18 protein-coding genes are annotated in these 13,906 nt (G+C 69.0%); 7 read left to right on the top strand and 11 right to left on the bottom strand.

Annotated elements, in window-relative coordinates; genetic code table 11:
* Positions 1 to 32 precede the first annotated feature (32 nt).
* Positions 33 to 623 carry a TetR/AcrR family transcriptional regulator gene (locus J2P76_RS01455; protein ID WP_207403999.1) on the top strand — a complete coding sequence of 197 codons (591 nt, stop codon included), beginning with the start codon at positions 33 to 35 and terminating at the stop codon, positions 621 to 623.
* Here J2P76_RS01455 and J2P76_RS01450 read toward each other — a convergent pair.
* The 3 genes from J2P76_RS01450 to J2P76_RS01440 are packed head-to-tail and all read right to left on the bottom strand — an operon-like array spanning position 620 to position 2,077.
* The gene (locus tag J2P76_RS01450) at positions 620 to 1,291 is read right to left on the bottom strand and encodes a glutathione S-transferase family protein (protein ID WP_207403996.1); all 672 of its coding nucleotides are present in this window, start codon (positions 1,289 to 1,291) and stop codon (positions 620 to 622) included. The two genes, J2P76_RS01455 and J2P76_RS01450, sit on opposite strands and share 4 nt — an antisense overlap.
* A 13-nt stretch (positions 1,292 to 1,304) precedes the next feature.
* A complete protein-coding gene (locus tag J2P76_RS01445; RefSeq protein ID WP_207403995.1) occupies positions 1,305 to 1,730 on the bottom strand; it encodes an SRPBCC family protein in 426 nt (141 codons plus the stop codon).
* Complete coding sequence (locus tag J2P76_RS01440) at positions 1,727 to 2,077, bottom strand: ArsR/SmtB family transcription factor (protein ID WP_207403993.1); 351 nt, start codon at positions 2,075 to 2,077, stop codon at positions 1,727 to 1,729. Before J2P76_RS01440 ends, J2P76_RS01445 begins: the two co-directional genes overlap by 4 nt.
* Positions 2,078 to 2,226: 149 nt before the next feature.
* Here J2P76_RS01440 and J2P76_RS01435 point away from each other — a divergent pair, with 149 nt between their 5' ends.
* On the top strand, positions 2,227 to 2,634 hold the full coding sequence (locus J2P76_RS01435; protein WP_207403991.1) for a YbaN family protein: 408 nt from the start codon (positions 2,227 to 2,229) through the stop codon (positions 2,632 to 2,634).
* Positions 2,635 to 2,672: 38 nt separating this feature from the next.
* On the opposite strand, the gene J2P76_RS01430 is transcribed toward J2P76_RS01435, so the two are convergent.
* The 3 genes from J2P76_RS01430 to J2P76_RS01420 form a co-directional block, all read right to left on the bottom strand.
* Positions 2,673 to 2,996 (bottom strand): SMR family transporter, encoded by a 324-nt coding sequence (locus J2P76_RS01430; RefSeq protein ID WP_207403989.1) that lies wholly within the window; start codon positions 2,994 to 2,996, stop codon positions 2,673 to 2,675.
* Between the two features lies 1 nt (position 2,997).
* The gene (locus tag J2P76_RS01425; protein ID WP_207403987.1) at positions 2,998 to 3,639 is read right to left on the bottom strand and encodes a glutathione S-transferase family protein; all 642 of its coding nucleotides are present in this window, start codon (positions 3,637 to 3,639) and stop codon (positions 2,998 to 3,000) included.
* An 89-nt stretch (positions 3,640 to 3,728) separates the two neighbouring features.
* On the bottom strand, positions 3,729 to 4,172 hold the full coding sequence (locus J2P76_RS01420) for a MarR family winged helix-turn-helix transcriptional regulator (RefSeq protein ID WP_207403985.1): 444 nt from the start codon (positions 4,170 to 4,172) through the stop codon (positions 3,729 to 3,731).
* Positions 4,173 to 4,317: 145 nt separating this feature from the next.
* Here J2P76_RS01420 and J2P76_RS01415 point away from each other — a divergent pair, with 145 nt between their 5' ends.
* Positions 4,318 to 4,938, top strand: a complete 621-nt coding sequence (locus tag J2P76_RS01415; protein WP_207403983.1) for a hypothetical protein — start codon at positions 4,318 to 4,320, stop codon at positions 4,936 to 4,938.
* On the opposite strand, the gene J2P76_RS01410 is transcribed toward J2P76_RS01415, so the two are convergent.
* Positions 4,935 to 5,642 (bottom strand): glutathione S-transferase N-terminal domain-containing protein, encoded by a 708-nt coding sequence (locus J2P76_RS01410; protein WP_207403981.1) that lies wholly within the window; start codon positions 5,640 to 5,642, stop codon positions 4,935 to 4,937. The genes J2P76_RS01415 and J2P76_RS01410 overlap by 4 nt on opposite strands.
* Before the next feature lie 99 nt (positions 5,643 to 5,741).
* Positions 5,742 to 5,948 (bottom strand): hypothetical protein, encoded by a 207-nt coding sequence (locus tag J2P76_RS01405; protein ID WP_207403979.1) that lies wholly within the window; start codon positions 5,946 to 5,948, stop codon positions 5,742 to 5,744.
* A gap of 209 nt (positions 5,949 to 6,157) precedes the next feature.
* On the opposite strand from J2P76_RS01405, the gene J2P76_RS01400 reads away from it, so the two are divergent.
* From J2P76_RS01400 to J2P76_RS01390, 3 genes are all read left to right on the top strand, one after another.
* Positions 6,158 to 6,772 (top strand): UdgX family uracil-DNA binding protein, encoded by a 615-nt coding sequence (locus tag J2P76_RS01400; protein ID WP_207403978.1) that lies wholly within the window; start codon positions 6,158 to 6,160, stop codon positions 6,770 to 6,772.
* Between the two features lie 78 nt (positions 6,773 to 6,850).
* Entirely contained in the window at positions 6,851 to 7,303 is a 453-nt protein-coding gene (locus J2P76_RS01395) for a MarR family winged helix-turn-helix transcriptional regulator (protein ID WP_207403976.1), read from the top strand.
* Entirely contained in the window at positions 7,300 to 8,526 is a 1,227-nt protein-coding gene (locus tag J2P76_RS01390) for a multidrug effflux MFS transporter (RefSeq protein WP_207403974.1), read from the top strand. Before J2P76_RS01395 ends, J2P76_RS01390 begins: the two co-directional genes overlap by 4 nt.
* 34 nt (positions 8,527 to 8,560) lie before the next feature.
* Here J2P76_RS01390 and J2P76_RS01385 read toward each other — a convergent pair whose 3' ends face one another.
* Positions 8,561 to 10,405: a choice-of-anchor I family protein gene (locus J2P76_RS01385; RefSeq protein ID WP_207403973.1), complete on the bottom strand. Its 1,845-nt coding sequence runs from the start codon at positions 10,403 to 10,405 to the stop codon at positions 8,561 to 8,563.
* Positions 10,406 to 10,507: 102 nt separating this feature from the next.
* Complete coding sequence (locus J2P76_RS01380; RefSeq protein WP_207403972.1) at positions 10,508 to 11,410, bottom strand: DMT family transporter; 903 nt, start codon at positions 11,408 to 11,410, stop codon at positions 10,508 to 10,510.
* A 207-nt stretch (positions 11,411 to 11,617) separates the two neighbouring features.
* On the opposite strand from J2P76_RS01380, the gene zigA reads away from it, so the two are divergent.
* On the top strand, positions 11,618 to 12,820 hold the full coding sequence (zigA, locus tag J2P76_RS01375) for a zinc metallochaperone GTPase ZigA (RefSeq protein WP_207403971.1): 1,203 nt from the start codon (positions 11,618 to 11,620) through the stop codon (positions 12,818 to 12,820).
* 82 nt (positions 12,821 to 12,902) lie between these two features.
* Here zigA and J2P76_RS01370 read toward each other — a convergent pair whose 3' ends face one another.
* The gene (locus tag J2P76_RS01370) at positions 12,903 to 13,889 is read right to left on the bottom strand and encodes a tripartite tricarboxylate transporter substrate binding protein (RefSeq protein ID WP_207403970.1); all 987 of its coding nucleotides are present in this window, start codon (positions 13,887 to 13,889) and stop codon (positions 12,903 to 12,905) included.
* Positions 13,890 to 13,906: the final 17 nt, after the last annotated feature.

Genomic DNA, 13,906 nt, shown 5'->3' with positions numbered 1-13,906 from the left:
TACATACGTAACGTATGCAAAAGGAGAGCTCCATGCCACGTCGCACCCGCGCCGAAATGATCGAAGAAACCCGTGCCAAGCTGGTGGCCGCCGCGCGGGTGGCTTTCGGCACGCAAGGCTACGCCAACACCTCGATGGACGACTTCACGGCCGCGGCAGGCCTGACGCGCGGCGCGCTGTATCACCACTTTGGCGACAAGCCCGGCCTGCTGGCGGCCGTGGTCGAGCAGATCGACGCGGAAACCGATGCGCGGCTGCAGGCGGTGTCCGATCAGGCGCCCGACACCTGGGCAGGATTCAGGAACCGCTGCCGGGCCTATCTGGAGATGGCGCGGGAACCGGAGATGCGGCGCATCGTATTGCAGGATGCGCGCGCGGTGCTGGGGGGCGCTTCGGCGGTGTCGCAGCAGTTCTGCGTGATATCGATGGCCGAGCTGCTCGATGCGCTGATGCAGAAGGGCGTGATCCGGCGCGCCGAGCCGCAAGCCCTGGCCCGCCTGATCTATGGCGCCCTGGCCGAGGGCGCGTTCTGGGTGGCCGAAGCGGAAGGCGAGGGCGATGGCGAACGGTTCAGCCAGGCGCAGGCGGCGCTGGACGTGCTGCTGGATTCCCTGCCTGTCTAGCCCGCCGCGGGCCGAGCCGCGCGGGCGGCTTCGTATTCGGCGAATGGCCGCAGCTGATCGGCCAGCGCCTTGCTGAATGCCGGCCGCGCCTCGCAGCGCGCCTGGTAGGCCTGCAGCGCGGGCCGGTCGGCGACCAGCGGCGTATTGCGCAGGATGCGCAGCACGGTGGTCATCATCAGGTCGCCCGCGGTAAAGCGGTCTTCCAGGTATTCGCGTTCGCCCAGCCATGCCGCCAGTTCGTCCAGGCGCTTGCATGCCGCCTGTTCGGCCAAGGGGCGGACCTGGTCGACCCAGGGCTCGCCGGCATGGAAGAAATCCAGCCCGGCAAAATGGGCGATGGGCGGTTCCAGCGTGTTCAGCGCCGCCAGCGTCCACGCGCGGGCCCTGGCGCGGCCCCGGGCATCGGCCGGCAGCAGGGCCTGGCTGCGCTCGGCGATTTCCAGCACGATGGCGCCGGATTCGAACAGCCTGAGATCGCCTTCTTCGAAAGCGGGCACCTGGCCGAAGGGCTGCAGCCCGCGGTATTCGGGGCTGGCCTGGTCTTTTACGCCGATGAGCTTTTCGCGGTAGGGAATGCCGGCTTCTTCGAGCGCCCAGCGTACGCGCAGGTCGCGCACCAGGCCTTGCGCCAGGGGCGGCACCCAGCGGAATGCGGTGACAGTGATCATGGATGGGCTCCAGTCAGGCGGCGAAGTGCCGCGCCAGTTTGTCCAGCGCGCCGCCCCAGCCTTCTTCGTGGCCGCGGCGCGTGGCTTCGTCTTGCAGGCCGGCGTGCGTGAACGTAAGTTCGGTGCCGGCGTCGATGGCGCGCAAGGCGATCTCGACACGCGATTCGCCGCCGTCTTCGTCATCGGACCAGCGCCAGCTCATCGCCAGGTGATGCGGGGGCTCGACGCGCAGGTATTCGCCGCTGCTTTCGTGTTCGCTGCCGTCGAGCATGCGAAAGCGCACCCGGAAGCGTCCGCCGACCCGGACATCGGTTTCGGCGATGAGTACCGGCCCGTCGTCGGGGCCCCACCAGCAGGCGATGCCATCGGGCGTGGTCAGCGCGTCGAAGACGGTGGCGGGTTGCGCATGGATGCGCCGTACAAGAGTCAGGCTGGTCATGGGTCGGATCTCCGTTGCGGTTCCTGGTTTTCCGCGTAGGCGGCCAGGCGGTCGAGGCTGTGGGTCCAGAAGTGCTCGTAGCGGCGCAGCCAGTCCATGGCGGCCTGCATGGGGGCGGGCGACAGGCGCACGGTGACGGTGCGGCCGGCCTTGGTGCGCACGATGAGCCCGGCGTCGCCGAGCACGTCCAGGTGCTTCATGACGGCCGGCAGCTTGATGGAAAAGGGCTGCGCCAGCTGGCTGACCGTGGCGCTGCCTTCGCGCTCGAGCCGCGCCAGGATGGCGCGGCGGGTGGGGTCGCCCAGCGCCGCGAAGGTCTGGTCCAGGGCCTGATTATAGTTCACCATATGGTTAAGTATCGACCTGGCGCCGCTGTCTGTCAACCCCTGCCGGCATCGCGCCGGCGTGCCCTGCCGCTGCGCGGTACCATTGCCTACTGGCTCGACCGGCGCGCTGCCGGCAGGCGATACATGAGGGCAGGGAAAGCGTCGTGCGCATGGCCGATAGGCAGGACAAGAGCGGGCGGGACGGGCGCTGGAAGCGCCGCGCATACTGGGCGCTGGGCATGCTGATGCTGGCGCTGGCGGTCGTGGGCGCGGTGTTGCCGGTCATGCCGACGACGGTTTTCGTGATCCTGGCGGCGGCATGCTTCGGCCGCGCGTCGCCGCGCTGGGAAGCCTACCTGCTACACCATCCGCACTTCGGCCCGCCGCTGGTGGCCTGGCGCGAACAGGGCGCCATCTCGCCGCGCGGCAAGCTGCTGGCAGTGGCCGGCATCGCAGTGGGGCTGGCGGTGTTCTGGTACACCGTGCATCCGGCGCTGTGGCTGGGCTTGCTGGTCAGTGCCTTCATGGCGGCCTGCGCCGCCTGGCTGGTCAGCCGCCCCGCGCCGCGGGCGGACTGAGCCCGGCCCGGGCGGCATGCACGAAGCGCGGCAGGCGTTCATGCCGCGCCCTCCACGTAGCGCAGGCCGATCAGCCCTGCCGCCGTCAGGGCCAGGAACAGCAGCCGCTGCCAATGCGCGCTTTCGCCGAACACGGCAATGCCGACGACCACCAGGCCCACCGCGCCCAGGCCGGTCCAGATGGCGTAGGCGGTGCCCACCGGCAGGGTTTGCAGGGCCTTGGCCAGCAAGTAGATGCTGCCCAGCCCCGCCGCGATCGCCAGCGCGCTGGGCAGCGGGCGCGACCAGCCCTGGTTCAGTTTCAGGCCCAGGCCCATGACGATTTCGAGGGCGGCCGCGGCCAGCAGATAGGTCCAGGCCACATCAGGCTCCCGCCGGCGCCGGCATCGATGCCGCCAACGCCTGCTGCACGGCCGGCCGCGCTTCGATCTGCTCCAGCCAGCGCCGCAGCCGCGGGTAGGGCGACAGGTCGAGCTGCAATTCGGCGTGGGTGCGCAGCCATGGGAATGCGGCGATGTCGGCGATGGAGTAGTGGTCCAGCGCCAGGTAGGCCGAACTGGCCAGGCGCTGCTCGACCACGCCGCACAGCCGCCGCGCTTCTTTGGCGTAGCGCGCGATGGCCGCGTCGTTGCGGCTGGGCGACGCATGCAGGAACCACCACAACTGGCCCAGCATGGGGCCGATGCCGCCGATCTGGAAGTGCAGCCATTGCTGCACCTGCCATTGCGCGGCCGGCTGGGCCGGATGCAGGTGCCCGTGGCGCGTCGACAGATAGCTGAGGATGGCGCCGGATTCGAACACCGTGATGCCGTTGGCGTGGTCGACGATGGCGGGGATCTTGCCGTTGGGGTTGACGGCCAGGTAGCCGGGCTGGTGCTGGTCGCCGCGGCCCAGGTCGAGCGTGACCTGCCGGTGGGGCAGGGCCGCTTCGTGCAGGTAGATACTGACTTTCTGGCCGTTGGGGGTGTTGGCGGTGTAGAAGGTGAGCGCTTGTTCGGCAGGCATTCCGATGTCCTTTAAGTTGCAATTGCAATCGTTGCAATTGCAACTCTATAGCCGAAAGAAAAATGGCGCAAGGGGAACGTGGGCAGATATCAGCCGGACAGGCGGGCGGCTTGCGCGGCGTGGTCCAGGGCGGCGGCGAAACGGGCCTGCTCGCCGGCGTCGAAGCGGGCCAGGAACAGGTCGGCCACGGCGGCCTGGTAGACCTTCCACATTTTCTTGCGCAGCGCGCGGCCTTCGCGCGTGATGGTGGCGTAGGCGGCGCGGCCGTCCTGAGCCGAGCGGGCGCGGGTGACCAGGCCTTCTTGTTCCAGGCGGTCGATCAGGCGCGTGAGGTTGTAGCGTTCGATGGCCAGTACGTCGGCCAGTTCGTGCATGCGGCGCTTGCCGCCCGGGCCGCTTTCCAGGCCCCACAGCGCGTCGTACCAGGCGTACGCGGGCAGGCCGGCTTCAGCCAGGCGCCGTTCGATCTCGCGGACCATCAGGCGATGGGCGCGTACGAATGAAAACCACAGATCGGGCGCGTCGGAGGGCATGGCAGGGGTTCCTTGTGGCGGGCGCGGGGTTGCCGCAAGAGGGTATCAAACCTGCGGCCAGGGGCGCCAGCCGCGCCGGGCGGCAATCGGGCGGCCGGCGCGGGCTCCGGTATGCTGTGGGAAGAATCCAGAACGGAGAACGGCCGTGCCGCGCCTTGCTGCTTATACCTTGTTGACGATGGCCGCCGTGCTGGCCGGCTGCGGCACGCATGGCGATGCCCCTGCGCCGCGGACGGGTTCCGCCGCGCCGCAAGCGGCGGCCGTCCATACCGACAGCCAGTACGGCTTTCGCATGCGGATTCCTCCGGGCGTGACGGCGCGGCCGGATTTCGCGGGCGGCTACCTGGCCTCGGACAGCTGGAAGGCCTATGCAGGCCCCGGCAGCCAGGGCGCGCCGCGCCTGGCCCTGGTGCTGCCGGGGTCGAACCGCATCACCTCGGCCGAACTGCGCATCGGCGTCAGCGAAGCGGCGCAGGAAGTGCGGCAGTGCGCGCAGCCGCCGCAAGGCATGGCGGGCGAGGCCGGCAAAGTGTCGGTCAACGGTATCGGCTACACGCGCTTTCGCGCGCAGGACGCGGCCATGAGCCATTACCTGGTGGTCGAGGCCTATCGCACGGTGCATGCCGGCCGCTGCTACGCGCTGGATCTGATGGTGTACGGCGTGAATCCGCAGGTATACAGCCCGCCGGCCACGCCGCCGTTCGCGCGGGACCAGGCGCTGCAGCAGCTGCGCGCCTGGCTGGATGGCTTTGCGTTCGTGCCTTAGCCGCCGGCCGCGGGGATTTCCAGCCCGCGCTTGACGGCCGGGCGCGCCAGGAAGGCATCCAGCGCGCGCAGCACGCTGGGATAGTCGCCGATGCCCACCAGGTCGCCCGCTTCATAGAAGCCGATCAGGTTGCGCACCCACGGGAAGGTGGCGATGTCGACGATGCTGTAGTCGTCGCCCATGATCCAGGTGCGGTCCACCAGACGGCCTTCCAGCACCTTCAGCAGGCGCTTCGATTCGGCCACGTAGCGATCGCGCGGGCGCTTGTCTTCGTAGTCTTTGCCGGCGAATTTGTTGAAGAACCCCAGCTGCCCGAACATGGGGCCCACGCCGGCCATCTGGAACATCAGCCATTGCAGGGCCTGGTAGCGGCCCGCCGCGTCCTGCGGGATGAACCGGCCGCTCTTGTCGGCCAGGTACAGCAGTATCGCGCCGGACTCGAACAAGGCCATCGGCTTGCCGCCGGGGCCGTTCGGATCGAGGATGGCCGGGATCTTGTTGTTGGGGTTGAGCGACAGGAACTCTGTCGACATCTGGTCTTGCGTATCGAACGACACGCGGTGCGGCTCGTAGGGCAGGCCCGTTTCTTCGAGCATGATCGAAACCTTGACGCCGTTGGGCGTGGGCAGCGAATACAGCTGGATGCGCCCGGGGTCGCGCGCCGGCCATTTGCGGGTGATGGGAAAGTCGCCGAGGTCAGCCATTGCGGTCCTTTGTTGGGAAACAAGACCTGCCTATCGTAGCTGATGATCTCCAGCGGGCGCCGGCCGCACGGGACGGCGGCCGGCGGGGCGGTGCGGGGTTCAGTGGCTGCCGCCAGTGGCGGGATATTGCGTGCCCGGTGTGTTGCTGTTGTTGTCCGGCATGCTGGCGGGCGGCGGGGGCGGTGCGGTGCCCTGCGTCTGCGGGCTTTCGTATGCAGGGTCGCTGCGGTGGTCGCGATGGCTGCTGCAGCCCGCCAGAACCAGGCTGGCGGCGACAAAGGGCAGGGCAAGCATGCTGAGTTTCATAACAACCTCCTGTTCAATAGGGCACTGTTCCGACAGCACGTGGCGTGCCGGGGTGCGCCGCCCGGGGGGAGGCGGCCGGGGCGCGCGGTAGTAATTGCCAGCTTTGTAAATTCCGGCGTTGCCGCCGCGCGCAGGGGCGGCGCGGCATGCCGCTTGCGCAGGCCTGGCATGGCGGGCGGCCGGCGCCTGCCGCGCGACAGGAGCAGGACATGCATGCATCGAACGGGCGCGGCGCGCCCGGCGACGTCGACCCCGGCCAGCAACCGGAGCGGCTGCAGGACTGCCGCCGCTGCGGCCTGTGGCGCGACGCCACGCAGGCCGTCGCGAGGCAGGGCGGGCGTTCGGCGCGCATCATGCTGGTGGGCGAACAGCCGGGCGACAAGGAAGACCTGGCCGGCCAGCCTTTTGTTGGGCCGGCGGGCGCCTTGCTGGACCGCGCGCTGCAGGCGGCGGGCGTGCCGCGCAAGGCGGTGTATGTCACCAACGCCGTCAAGCACTTCAAATGGCAGGCGCGCGGCAAGCGCCGCATGCACAAGACGCCGGCGCAGCGCGAGATCGAGGCCTGCCATTACTGGCTGGAAGACGAGTTGCGCGAGATACGGCCGCGCGTGGTGGTGGCGCTGGGCGCCACGGCCCTGCACTCCGTGATGCAGGCCAAGGCGATGGCCTTGACGCCGGTATTGGGCCAGACGCTGGAGCACGATGGCCTGGCCGTGATCCCGACTTACCATCCCTCGTTCGCCCTGCGGGCGCCCGATCCCGAGGCACGCCAGCGCGCCTTCGAGGCCATCGTGCATGCCCTGGGGCAGGCCGCCCGCCTGTAGGCGCGGGCCGTCCGGTGGAAGCGGGAGAATCGATGATATACAATTAATTGATATGTCATTTATTTTGCGACGAGTCCCATGACCGATTCTTTACGCGCCGAGTTCGCTTCGTCGGTGGCGCAGGCGGCGCGCAGCATGCGCCGCGCGGTCGACCGGCGCCTGCAGCCCTACGGCCTGACCGAGGCCACCTGGCTGCCGCTGCTGCGCCTGTCCAGATCACCCTTGCCCATGCGGCAGAAAGACCTGGCCGCCTCGCTGGGCCTGGACAGTTCATCGGTGGTGCGGCTGATCGACGCCCTGCAGGCGGCGGGGCTGGTGCAGCGCAAGGAAGAAGACCAGGACCGGCGCGCCAAGGCCATCGTGCTGACCGCGCGCGGGCAGGCCACCGTGGCGCAGGTCGAGCGCGTGGCCAAGGAAGTGCGCGATGGCGCCATGTGCGATATTCCCGATGCCGAGCTGCGGCGCGCGCTGCGCCTGGTGACGCAGCTGTGCGCGGCGCTGGAAGCCGACAGCGCGGGAGCCGCGCCATGACGGCCGGCGCGCAGACCCTGGCGGACAGCTTCCCCGACGAGGGCAATCCGCCGCCGCATGTGCCGCTGTGGCTGCTGGCGCTGTTCACTTTCAGCGGCACGCTGGCCATGCACATCTTCGTGCCCGCGCTGGCGATGGCCGGCCGCGACCTGAACGCCGGCAACGGCGCCATGCAGATGACGGTCAGCCTGTACATCATCGGGCTGGCGGTGGGCCAGCTGATCTACGGCCCGTTGTCCGACCGCTACGGACGCCGCCGCGTGCTGATGGTGGGGCTGGCCATCTATACGGTGGCCGGCCTGGCCGCCGCGCTGGCGCCGCAGGTCTATGCCTTGATTGCCGCGCGCCTGTTCCAGGCGCTGGGCGGGTGCGCCGGGCTGGTGCTGGGCCGGGCCATGGTGCGCGATACCGCGGCGCCTTCCGAGGCGGCCAAGCGCCTGGCGCTGATGAACCTGATGGTGACGGTGGCGCCCGGCATCGCCCCGATCGTGGGCGGCGCGCTGGCTGCCACGCTGGGATGGCGGGCCGTGCTGTTCGTCTTGTGCGTGCTGGGCGTGGTGAATTTCATGTTTGCCTGGCGCCTGCTGCCCGAGACCGGCGCGACCGCGGCGCGCATCACCGCCGCCACGCTGGCGCGCCACTACCGCCAGCTGCTGGCCTCGCGCCAGTTCCTGGGCTATGCGGTGGGGGGCGGCTGCGCCACGACGTCGATGTTCGCCTTCGTGGCCTCGGCGCCGTTCATCTTCGTGAACCAGCTGCATCGCCCGGCCGACGAGGTCGGCCTGTACCTGGCCGTGCTGGTGTCCGGCGTATGGCTGGGAAGCGTGTTGACGACGCGCCTGATCGGCAAGGTGCCGCTGGACCGCCTGCTGGTGGGGGGCAACCTGTTCAGCGCGGCGGCGGCGGTGGTCTTGCTGGCGTTGGTGCTGTCGGGCCACGCCACCGTGGCGCCGATCATCGTCTCGATGTTCTTCTACACGCTGGGCGCCGGCGTGGCCGGGCCCACCGCGCTGACGCTGGCGGTGAGCGTGAACCCCACGGTGATCGGCTCGGCATCGGGCCTGTACGGCGCGGTGCAGATGGCGGTGGGGGCCCTGTGCACGGCCCTGGCCGGGCTGGGCGGGTCGCCCGCCCTGTCCACCGCGCTGGTGCTGTCCGGCGCGGGGGTGTTGGGCCAGCTGTCGTTCTGGGCGGCTTCGCGCGGACGCGGCGCGGCGGACTAGTATTGCGTGTCCGCCGGCGCGCCGTACGCGCGCTTCAGCTGGCGTCGTCGGCCAGCACGATGCGGTAGATGGCCGTGGTGCCGCTGACCTCGTTGCCCACGATCAGCAGCGGCTCGCCATTGGGCGAGTCGGCCGCGGACACAAAGGCCAGGCCTTCCGGCCCCAGGTCGCCGGCCGCGGCGGGATCGACGGCGGAATCCACCGTGAGGTCGCGCGAGTTCACGTACGCGGTGAACGCCGGCGCGGCCGGGTCGGTGATGTCGTACACCATGATGCCGCCCATGCGTTCCAGCCCGACGAAGGCGTAAGTCCTGGCGCCGATCTTGCCCAGCGCGATGCCTTCGGGCTCGGGGCCCTTGTTGTCGCTGCGGTCGTCGAACAGGGTTTCGTCATGCCCCGAGTTGAACCAGTCGGGATAGCGTTCCGCCGTGATGCGCTCGAACTGGTCGCCCGAATCCCACACCAGCCTGCCGTCGGCGTCGCGGATCGAGAACGAGCGCGCGCCATAGGCGTAGAGCGTGTCGTAGACCAGCCGGCCGTCGGCGCTGAGCTGCGGCGTTCCGTCCGCATTCTGTTTGTAGCCCATGGTCCAGGTCACGGTCAGGCGGCCCAGCTGTTCGTCGTCGCGGCAGTCGCCCGGATCGGTGGCGGTGGCGCCGCAATAGCCGAACACGGCGGGGTCGAGCAGGCCGCCGGGCGCCAGCTGGCGCAGCTGCGGGGGCAGGTCGTCGCCGGCGCGGCGGTCGAAGCCGTCTTTGTGCACCAGATGCTTGACGCGGAATTCATCCACGAAGCCCGGCGCCAGCGAGGCGTCCAGGCCCAGCCAGGCGCCGCCCGCGTCGCGGCCCCAGTCCCAGTAGGCCGGGTTGTTTTCGCCCCAGGCGCGGCCATCGCCTTCGTTGGCGGTGACCAGGTAGGTGGCGCCGCCGGCCGTGTAGGCCGCGATGGCGTCGGGCATGTACAGACCCTTGACGCCCGGCCAGGTGCGGATGGCGATGGCGCCGTCGGCATCGCTGACGTCGAGCCCATTGCCGTCTGCGCCGTGGTCTTTGGCGCCCAGCGGCAGGATGTCGGTGATGCGCGCGCCGGCCACGTCCAGCCTGGCCAGCGCATTGTTTTCCTGCAGCGTGACCCAGGCGGTGGCGCCATCGTCGGCCACGGCGATGTATTCGGGCTCGATGTCCTGCGCGGCGCTGGCGCGCGGGCCCACCAGCCGCACGCCCTGGGCGCGCAGCGCGCTTTCCTGGCCGTTCCAGCGGGTGAAGTCGGCCGTGCGGGCGGTGGGCGCGGCGGGATCGGAGACGTCGATCACGCTGACCGAGCCTTGCGGATCGACGGTGTAGTCATCGGACGGCTCTCCCTCGTTGGCCACCAGCACGGTCTTGCCATCGGGGGTGAAGGTCAGCATGTCGGGCAGGGCGCCGACGGGCACCGATCCCAGCAGCGCCAGGCTGGCCGCGTCATACAGCGCGACATGGCCCGTATCGGTTTTTACCGCGGCCTGGATGGCCACGGCCACCATGCCGCTGCGCACCGCCACGCTGTTGATCTCGGCGCCGGCCGACACGGCTTCGGCATCGAGCGTGCCGATGTGCGCGGGGCTGGCCGGCGTGCTCAGGTCCAGCACGTCGATCTTGCCGGACAGGGCATTGACGACAAAGGCGCGGCGGGTGGCGGGGTCGTAGGCCGGGATCTCGGCGGCGCTGACGCCGTAGCTGCCGCTTTCGTAGCGGCCGATGAAATCCACCGAGGCGATGTGCTGCGAGGCCTCGGCCGCGGGCGACGGCGACTGCTCATCGTCGTCGTCGCTGCCGCTGCCGCAGGCGGCCAGCAGCAGGGGCAGCATGGCGGATGCCGCGGCCAGTTTCCAGTTTTTCATGTTGTCCGGGTTCTGTTCGGGTTTTCTCAAGAGCGAACAGACTAGGGGGGCTTTGTTGCGGCTTCCTTACGGGCAGCTGGATTTCGCGCCGCCGCGGCCGTGTCAGGGCCGCTTGCGCATCACCAGATAGATGCCGGCCACGGCCAGCAGCATGCCTGGCCAGGCCAGCGGCGGGATGGTCTCGCCCAGCACCAGGAACGCAATGACGGCGGTGGTGGGCGGCACCAGAAAGAACAGCGCCGATACGCGCGAGGCCTTGCCATGCCGGATCATGGCCAGCAGCAGGGTAATGGCGATCAGCGAATTGCACAGCACCAGATAGGCCAGCGAGCCGAACAGCGCGGGCGTCCAGTCGATGCGCATGGGTTCGAGCAGCAGCGCCAGCGGCGCCGACACGGCCAGGCCCACGGAATACTGCACCAGGTTGGCGGTCAGCGGGTGTGTGTCGCTGCCATGGCGCTTTTCCCACAGGGTGCCGGCCACCATGGACAGCAGCGCCAGCACGGCGAATAGCAGGCCTGCGGCCGATGCCGTGCCGATCGACGATTTCGCCAGGATCACCAGCGCGGCGCCGGCCACGCCCAGCAGCAGCCCGGCCCAATGGCGCGGGCCGACGCGCTCGCCGGCCAGCGCCGGCGCCAGCAGGCCGACCAGGATGGGCTGCTGCGATGTGATCAGGGCCACGGCGCCGGCCGACAGGCCGAATTTCAGGCTGAGATAGGTAAAGGCGAAGTAGCCGGCCTGCAGGAACAGGCCGACCATGGCCAGGTGCATCCAGGCGCGCGGCGTGGCCGGCAGCGCGGGCCTCAGCCACAGGAACGCGATGCCCACCAGCGCCACCACGCACGCATAGCGCAGCGCCAGAAAGGTCATCGGGTCGGCATAGGCCAGGCCCAGCTTCAGGAAGACGAAGCCGCACGACCACAGCAGCAGGAACAGCGCCGGGGCGTATTTCAGCCATGCGGGCGCCAGGCCGTCGCGATCGGTGGCGGCGGAAGGCGTCATGCGCTGCCTGCGGCCGGCACCGCGATCAGCGGGCGAGCGTCAAGGGATTGCGCGCGGGGCAGCAGCAGCGGTTCGGGCATGGCACAAATGACGTATGGATGGGCAGTTATACCGCAGCGCGGCCGGCCAGGCCGATAGGCCAGGCCAGATTTAGTTATGATATAACATATCAAAATAGATCCAGCCCATTCTTGTTCCTGTTTCCCCATGACCGCAAAACTTCCCGTCACCGTCCTGTCCGGCTTCCTGGGAGCCGGCAAGACCACCTTGCTGAACCACATTCTGAACAACCGCGAAGGCCGCCGCGTGGCGGTGATCGTCAACGACATGAGCGAGGTGAATATCGACGCCGAGCTGGTGCGCCAGGGCGGGGCCGGGCTGTCGCGCACGGAAGAAAAGCTGGTCGAGATGAGCAACGGCTGTATCTGCTGCACGCTGCGGGAAGACTTGCTGCTGGAAGTCAGCCGATTGGCGCATGAAGGCTGCTTCGACCAGTTGGTGATTGAGTCCACCGGCATATCCGAGCCGCTGCCGGTGGCCGAGACATTCACGTTTGCTGATGAATCGGGCCGCAGCCTGTCGGATGTGGCGCGGCTGGACACCATGGTTACCGTGGTGGACGCCTGTCACTTCCTGCGCGACTACAGCTCGCACGACAGCCTGCAGGCGCGCGGCGAGTCGCTGGGCGAAGCAGACGAGCGCACGGTGGTCGATCTGTTGATCGAGCAGGTCGAGTTCTGCGATGTCATCGTGGTGAACAAGATCGACCTGGTCGACAGCGATGCGCGCGCGCGGCTGGCGGCCATTCTGCGGCGCCTGAACCCGCGCGCGCGCATCGTGCATGCGGAATTCGGCCGCGTGCCGCTTGCCCAGGTGCTGGATACGGGCCTGTTCGATTTCGCGCAGGCGTCGCAGGCGCCGGGCTGGCTGAAGGAATTGCGCGGCGAGCACACGCCGGAAACCCAGGAATACGGCATCGGCAGTTTCGTCTACCGCGCCCGCCGGCCGTTCCATCCCGTGCGTTTTTATCGTTTGATCGAGTCCGACTGGCCCGGCGTGGTGCGATCCAAGGGCTATTTCTGGCTGGCCAGCCGCCCGGCCCTGGCCGGTTCGTGGTCGCAGGCGGGCGGCGTCTGCCGCCATGGGCTGGCGGGCCGCTGGTGGGCCGCGGTGCCGCCGGAGCAATGGCCGGACGACGCCCAGGCCGTCGCCCGCATCCGCGCCCGCTGGCACGAAGGCACCGGCGATGCGCGCCAGGAGCTGGTGCTGATCGGCATGGCCATGGACGAGCCCGCCCTGCGCGCCCGGCTGGACCAGTGCCTGCTGGACGACGCAGAGATGGCCCAGGGCCCGCATGCGTGGATGGCGTATCCCGATCCGTTTCCCGAGTGGGAATTCGCGGACGAGTGAGGCAGCCGTGGCATGCAGCGGTGTCTGACACCCTGCGGGAGTCAGACACCTGGAGCCGAGTCAGACACCTGGTGTGCGGCTGTTACTTGGCCATCAGCCCCAAGTGCTCGATCAGCTTCTTGTCCTTGGCGTAGGTGGCGATCGCCCATTCCCGGTAGTCCGCGCTGCTTCGATAGGCCGGTTCCTGGTTGAGCTGCTGCATTACTTCCATGCTGCGCGGCGAGAACAGGGCCTGCTTGAAGGCGTCGTGCAGAATTTGCACCACCTGCGGATCCATGCCCGCGGGCCCGGCCAGGCCGTACGGCGAGCTGGACACCACCCCGTAGCCCAGTTCCTGGGCGGTGGGCACGTCGGGCCAGCGCTTGGTGCGCTGTTCGCCAAAGGTGACCAGCAGGCGCATCTTGCCGGCGTCCACGAACTGGTCCCAGCCGGTGGCGTCGCTTTGCGCCATGATATGCCCGCCCAGCAGCGCCTGCTGCATGTCGGCGTTGCCCTTGAACGGCACGTGGTTCAGCTTCACCTTGGCGTTGATGGCGATTTCTTCCATCAGCAGATGCGGCGACGAGCCCACGCCGGTCGAGCCGTAGTCGATGGTGCCCGGCTTGGCGCGCGCGGCTTCGATGTACTCGTTGAACGTCTTGAAAGGCGAGTCGGCGCGCACTGTGAAGCCGAAGGTGTAGCCCGACAGGCCGACGATGAAGGTGAAGTCCTTGATGGGGTCCCAGTCGGTCTTCATCATGTAGGGCATGCGCAGCATGCCCAGGGGATACAGGCTGATGGTGTAGCCGTCCGGCTTGGCGCTCTTGGCCATGTTGGACGGGCCCAGCGTGCCGCCGGCGCCCGGGCGGTTTTCCACGATCACGTTCTGGCCCAGGTGCTTGCCGGCGTCTTCGGCCACGGCGCGCAGGTGCCGGTCGGTGGAGCCGCCGGCCGGGAAAGGCACGATCAGGGTAATGGGCTTGGTGGGAAACTTGTCCTGCGCCGGGGCCGGCAGGGGCAGCGCGGCGCCCAGCGAGGCGGCCAGCGCCAGGCCCAGGCAGGCGCGGCGCGAAAGTCTCTTTTGATGCATGGTGGTTTGTCTCCTTT

This window comes from Bordetella petrii (genome assembly GCF_017356245.1).
In the GTDB taxonomy this organism is placed as follows: Bacteria; Pseudomonadota; Gammaproteobacteria; order Burkholderiales; family Burkholderiaceae_B; genus Bordetella_A; species Bordetella_A petrii_D.
The sequence above is the reverse complement of the archived record's forward strand: the minus strand, read 5'-3'. Positions and strand labels throughout refer to the sequence as shown.

What these genes read in the sequence shown, in the direction of transcription:
- J2P76_RS01400 (WP_207403978.1), top strand. Translation starts at nt 6,158, where the DNA reads ATGCATGCATCGAACGGGCGCGGCGCGCCCGGCGACGTCGACCCCGGC.
- J2P76_RS01380 (WP_207403972.1), bottom strand. Translation starts at nt 11,410, where the DNA reads ATGACGCCTTCCGCCGCCACCGATCGCGACGGCCTGGCGCCCGCATGG.
- J2P76_RS01425 (WP_207403987.1), bottom strand. Translation starts at nt 3,639, where the DNA reads ATGCCTGCCGAACAAGCGCTCACCTTCTACACCGCCAACACCCCCAAC.
- J2P76_RS01395 (WP_207403976.1), top strand. Translation starts at nt 6,851, where the DNA reads ATGACCGATTCTTTACGCGCCGAGTTCGCTTCGTCGGTGGCGCAGGCG.
- J2P76_RS01440 (WP_207403993.1), bottom strand. Translation starts at nt 2,077, where the DNA reads ATGGTGAACTATAATCAGGCCCTGGACCAGACCTTCGCGGCGCTGGGC.
- J2P76_RS01435 (WP_207403991.1), top strand. Translation starts at nt 2,227, where the DNA reads ATGGCCGATAGGCAGGACAAGAGCGGGCGGGACGGGCGCTGGAAGCGC.
- J2P76_RS01450 (WP_207403996.1), bottom strand. Translation starts at nt 1,291, where the DNA reads ATGATCACTGTCACCGCATTCCGCTGGGTGCCGCCCCTGGCGCAAGGC.
- J2P76_RS01385 (WP_207403973.1), bottom strand. Translation starts at nt 10,405, where the DNA reads ATGAAAAACTGGAAACTGGCCGCGGCATCCGCCATGCTGCCCCTGCTG.
- J2P76_RS01390 (WP_207403974.1), top strand. Translation starts at nt 7,300, where the DNA reads ATGACGGCCGGCGCGCAGACCCTGGCGGACAGCTTCCCCGACGAGGGC.
- J2P76_RS01370 (WP_207403970.1), bottom strand. Translation starts at nt 13,889, where the DNA reads ATGCATCAAAAGAGACTTTCGCGCCGCGCCTGCCTGGGCCTGGCGCTG.
- J2P76_RS01410 (WP_207403981.1), bottom strand. Translation starts at nt 5,642, where the DNA reads ATGGCTGACCTCGGCGACTTTCCCATCACCCGCAAATGGCCGGCGCGC.
- J2P76_RS01420 (WP_207403985.1), bottom strand. Translation starts at nt 4,172, where the DNA reads ATGCCCTCCGACGCGCCCGATCTGTGGTTTTCATTCGTACGCGCCCAT.
- J2P76_RS01445 (WP_207403995.1), bottom strand. Translation starts at nt 1,730, where the DNA reads ATGACCAGCCTGACTCTTGTACGGCGCATCCATGCGCAACCCGCCACC.
- J2P76_RS01405 (WP_207403979.1), bottom strand. Translation starts at nt 5,948, where the DNA reads ATGAAACTCAGCATGCTTGCCCTGCCCTTTGTCGCCGCCAGCCTGGTT.
- zigA (WP_207403971.1), top strand. Translation starts at nt 11,618, where the DNA reads ATGACCGCAAAACTTCCCGTCACCGTCCTGTCCGGCTTCCTGGGAGCC.
- J2P76_RS01455 (WP_207403999.1), top strand. Translation starts at nt 33, where the DNA reads ATGCCACGTCGCACCCGCGCCGAAATGATCGAAGAAACCCGTGCCAAG.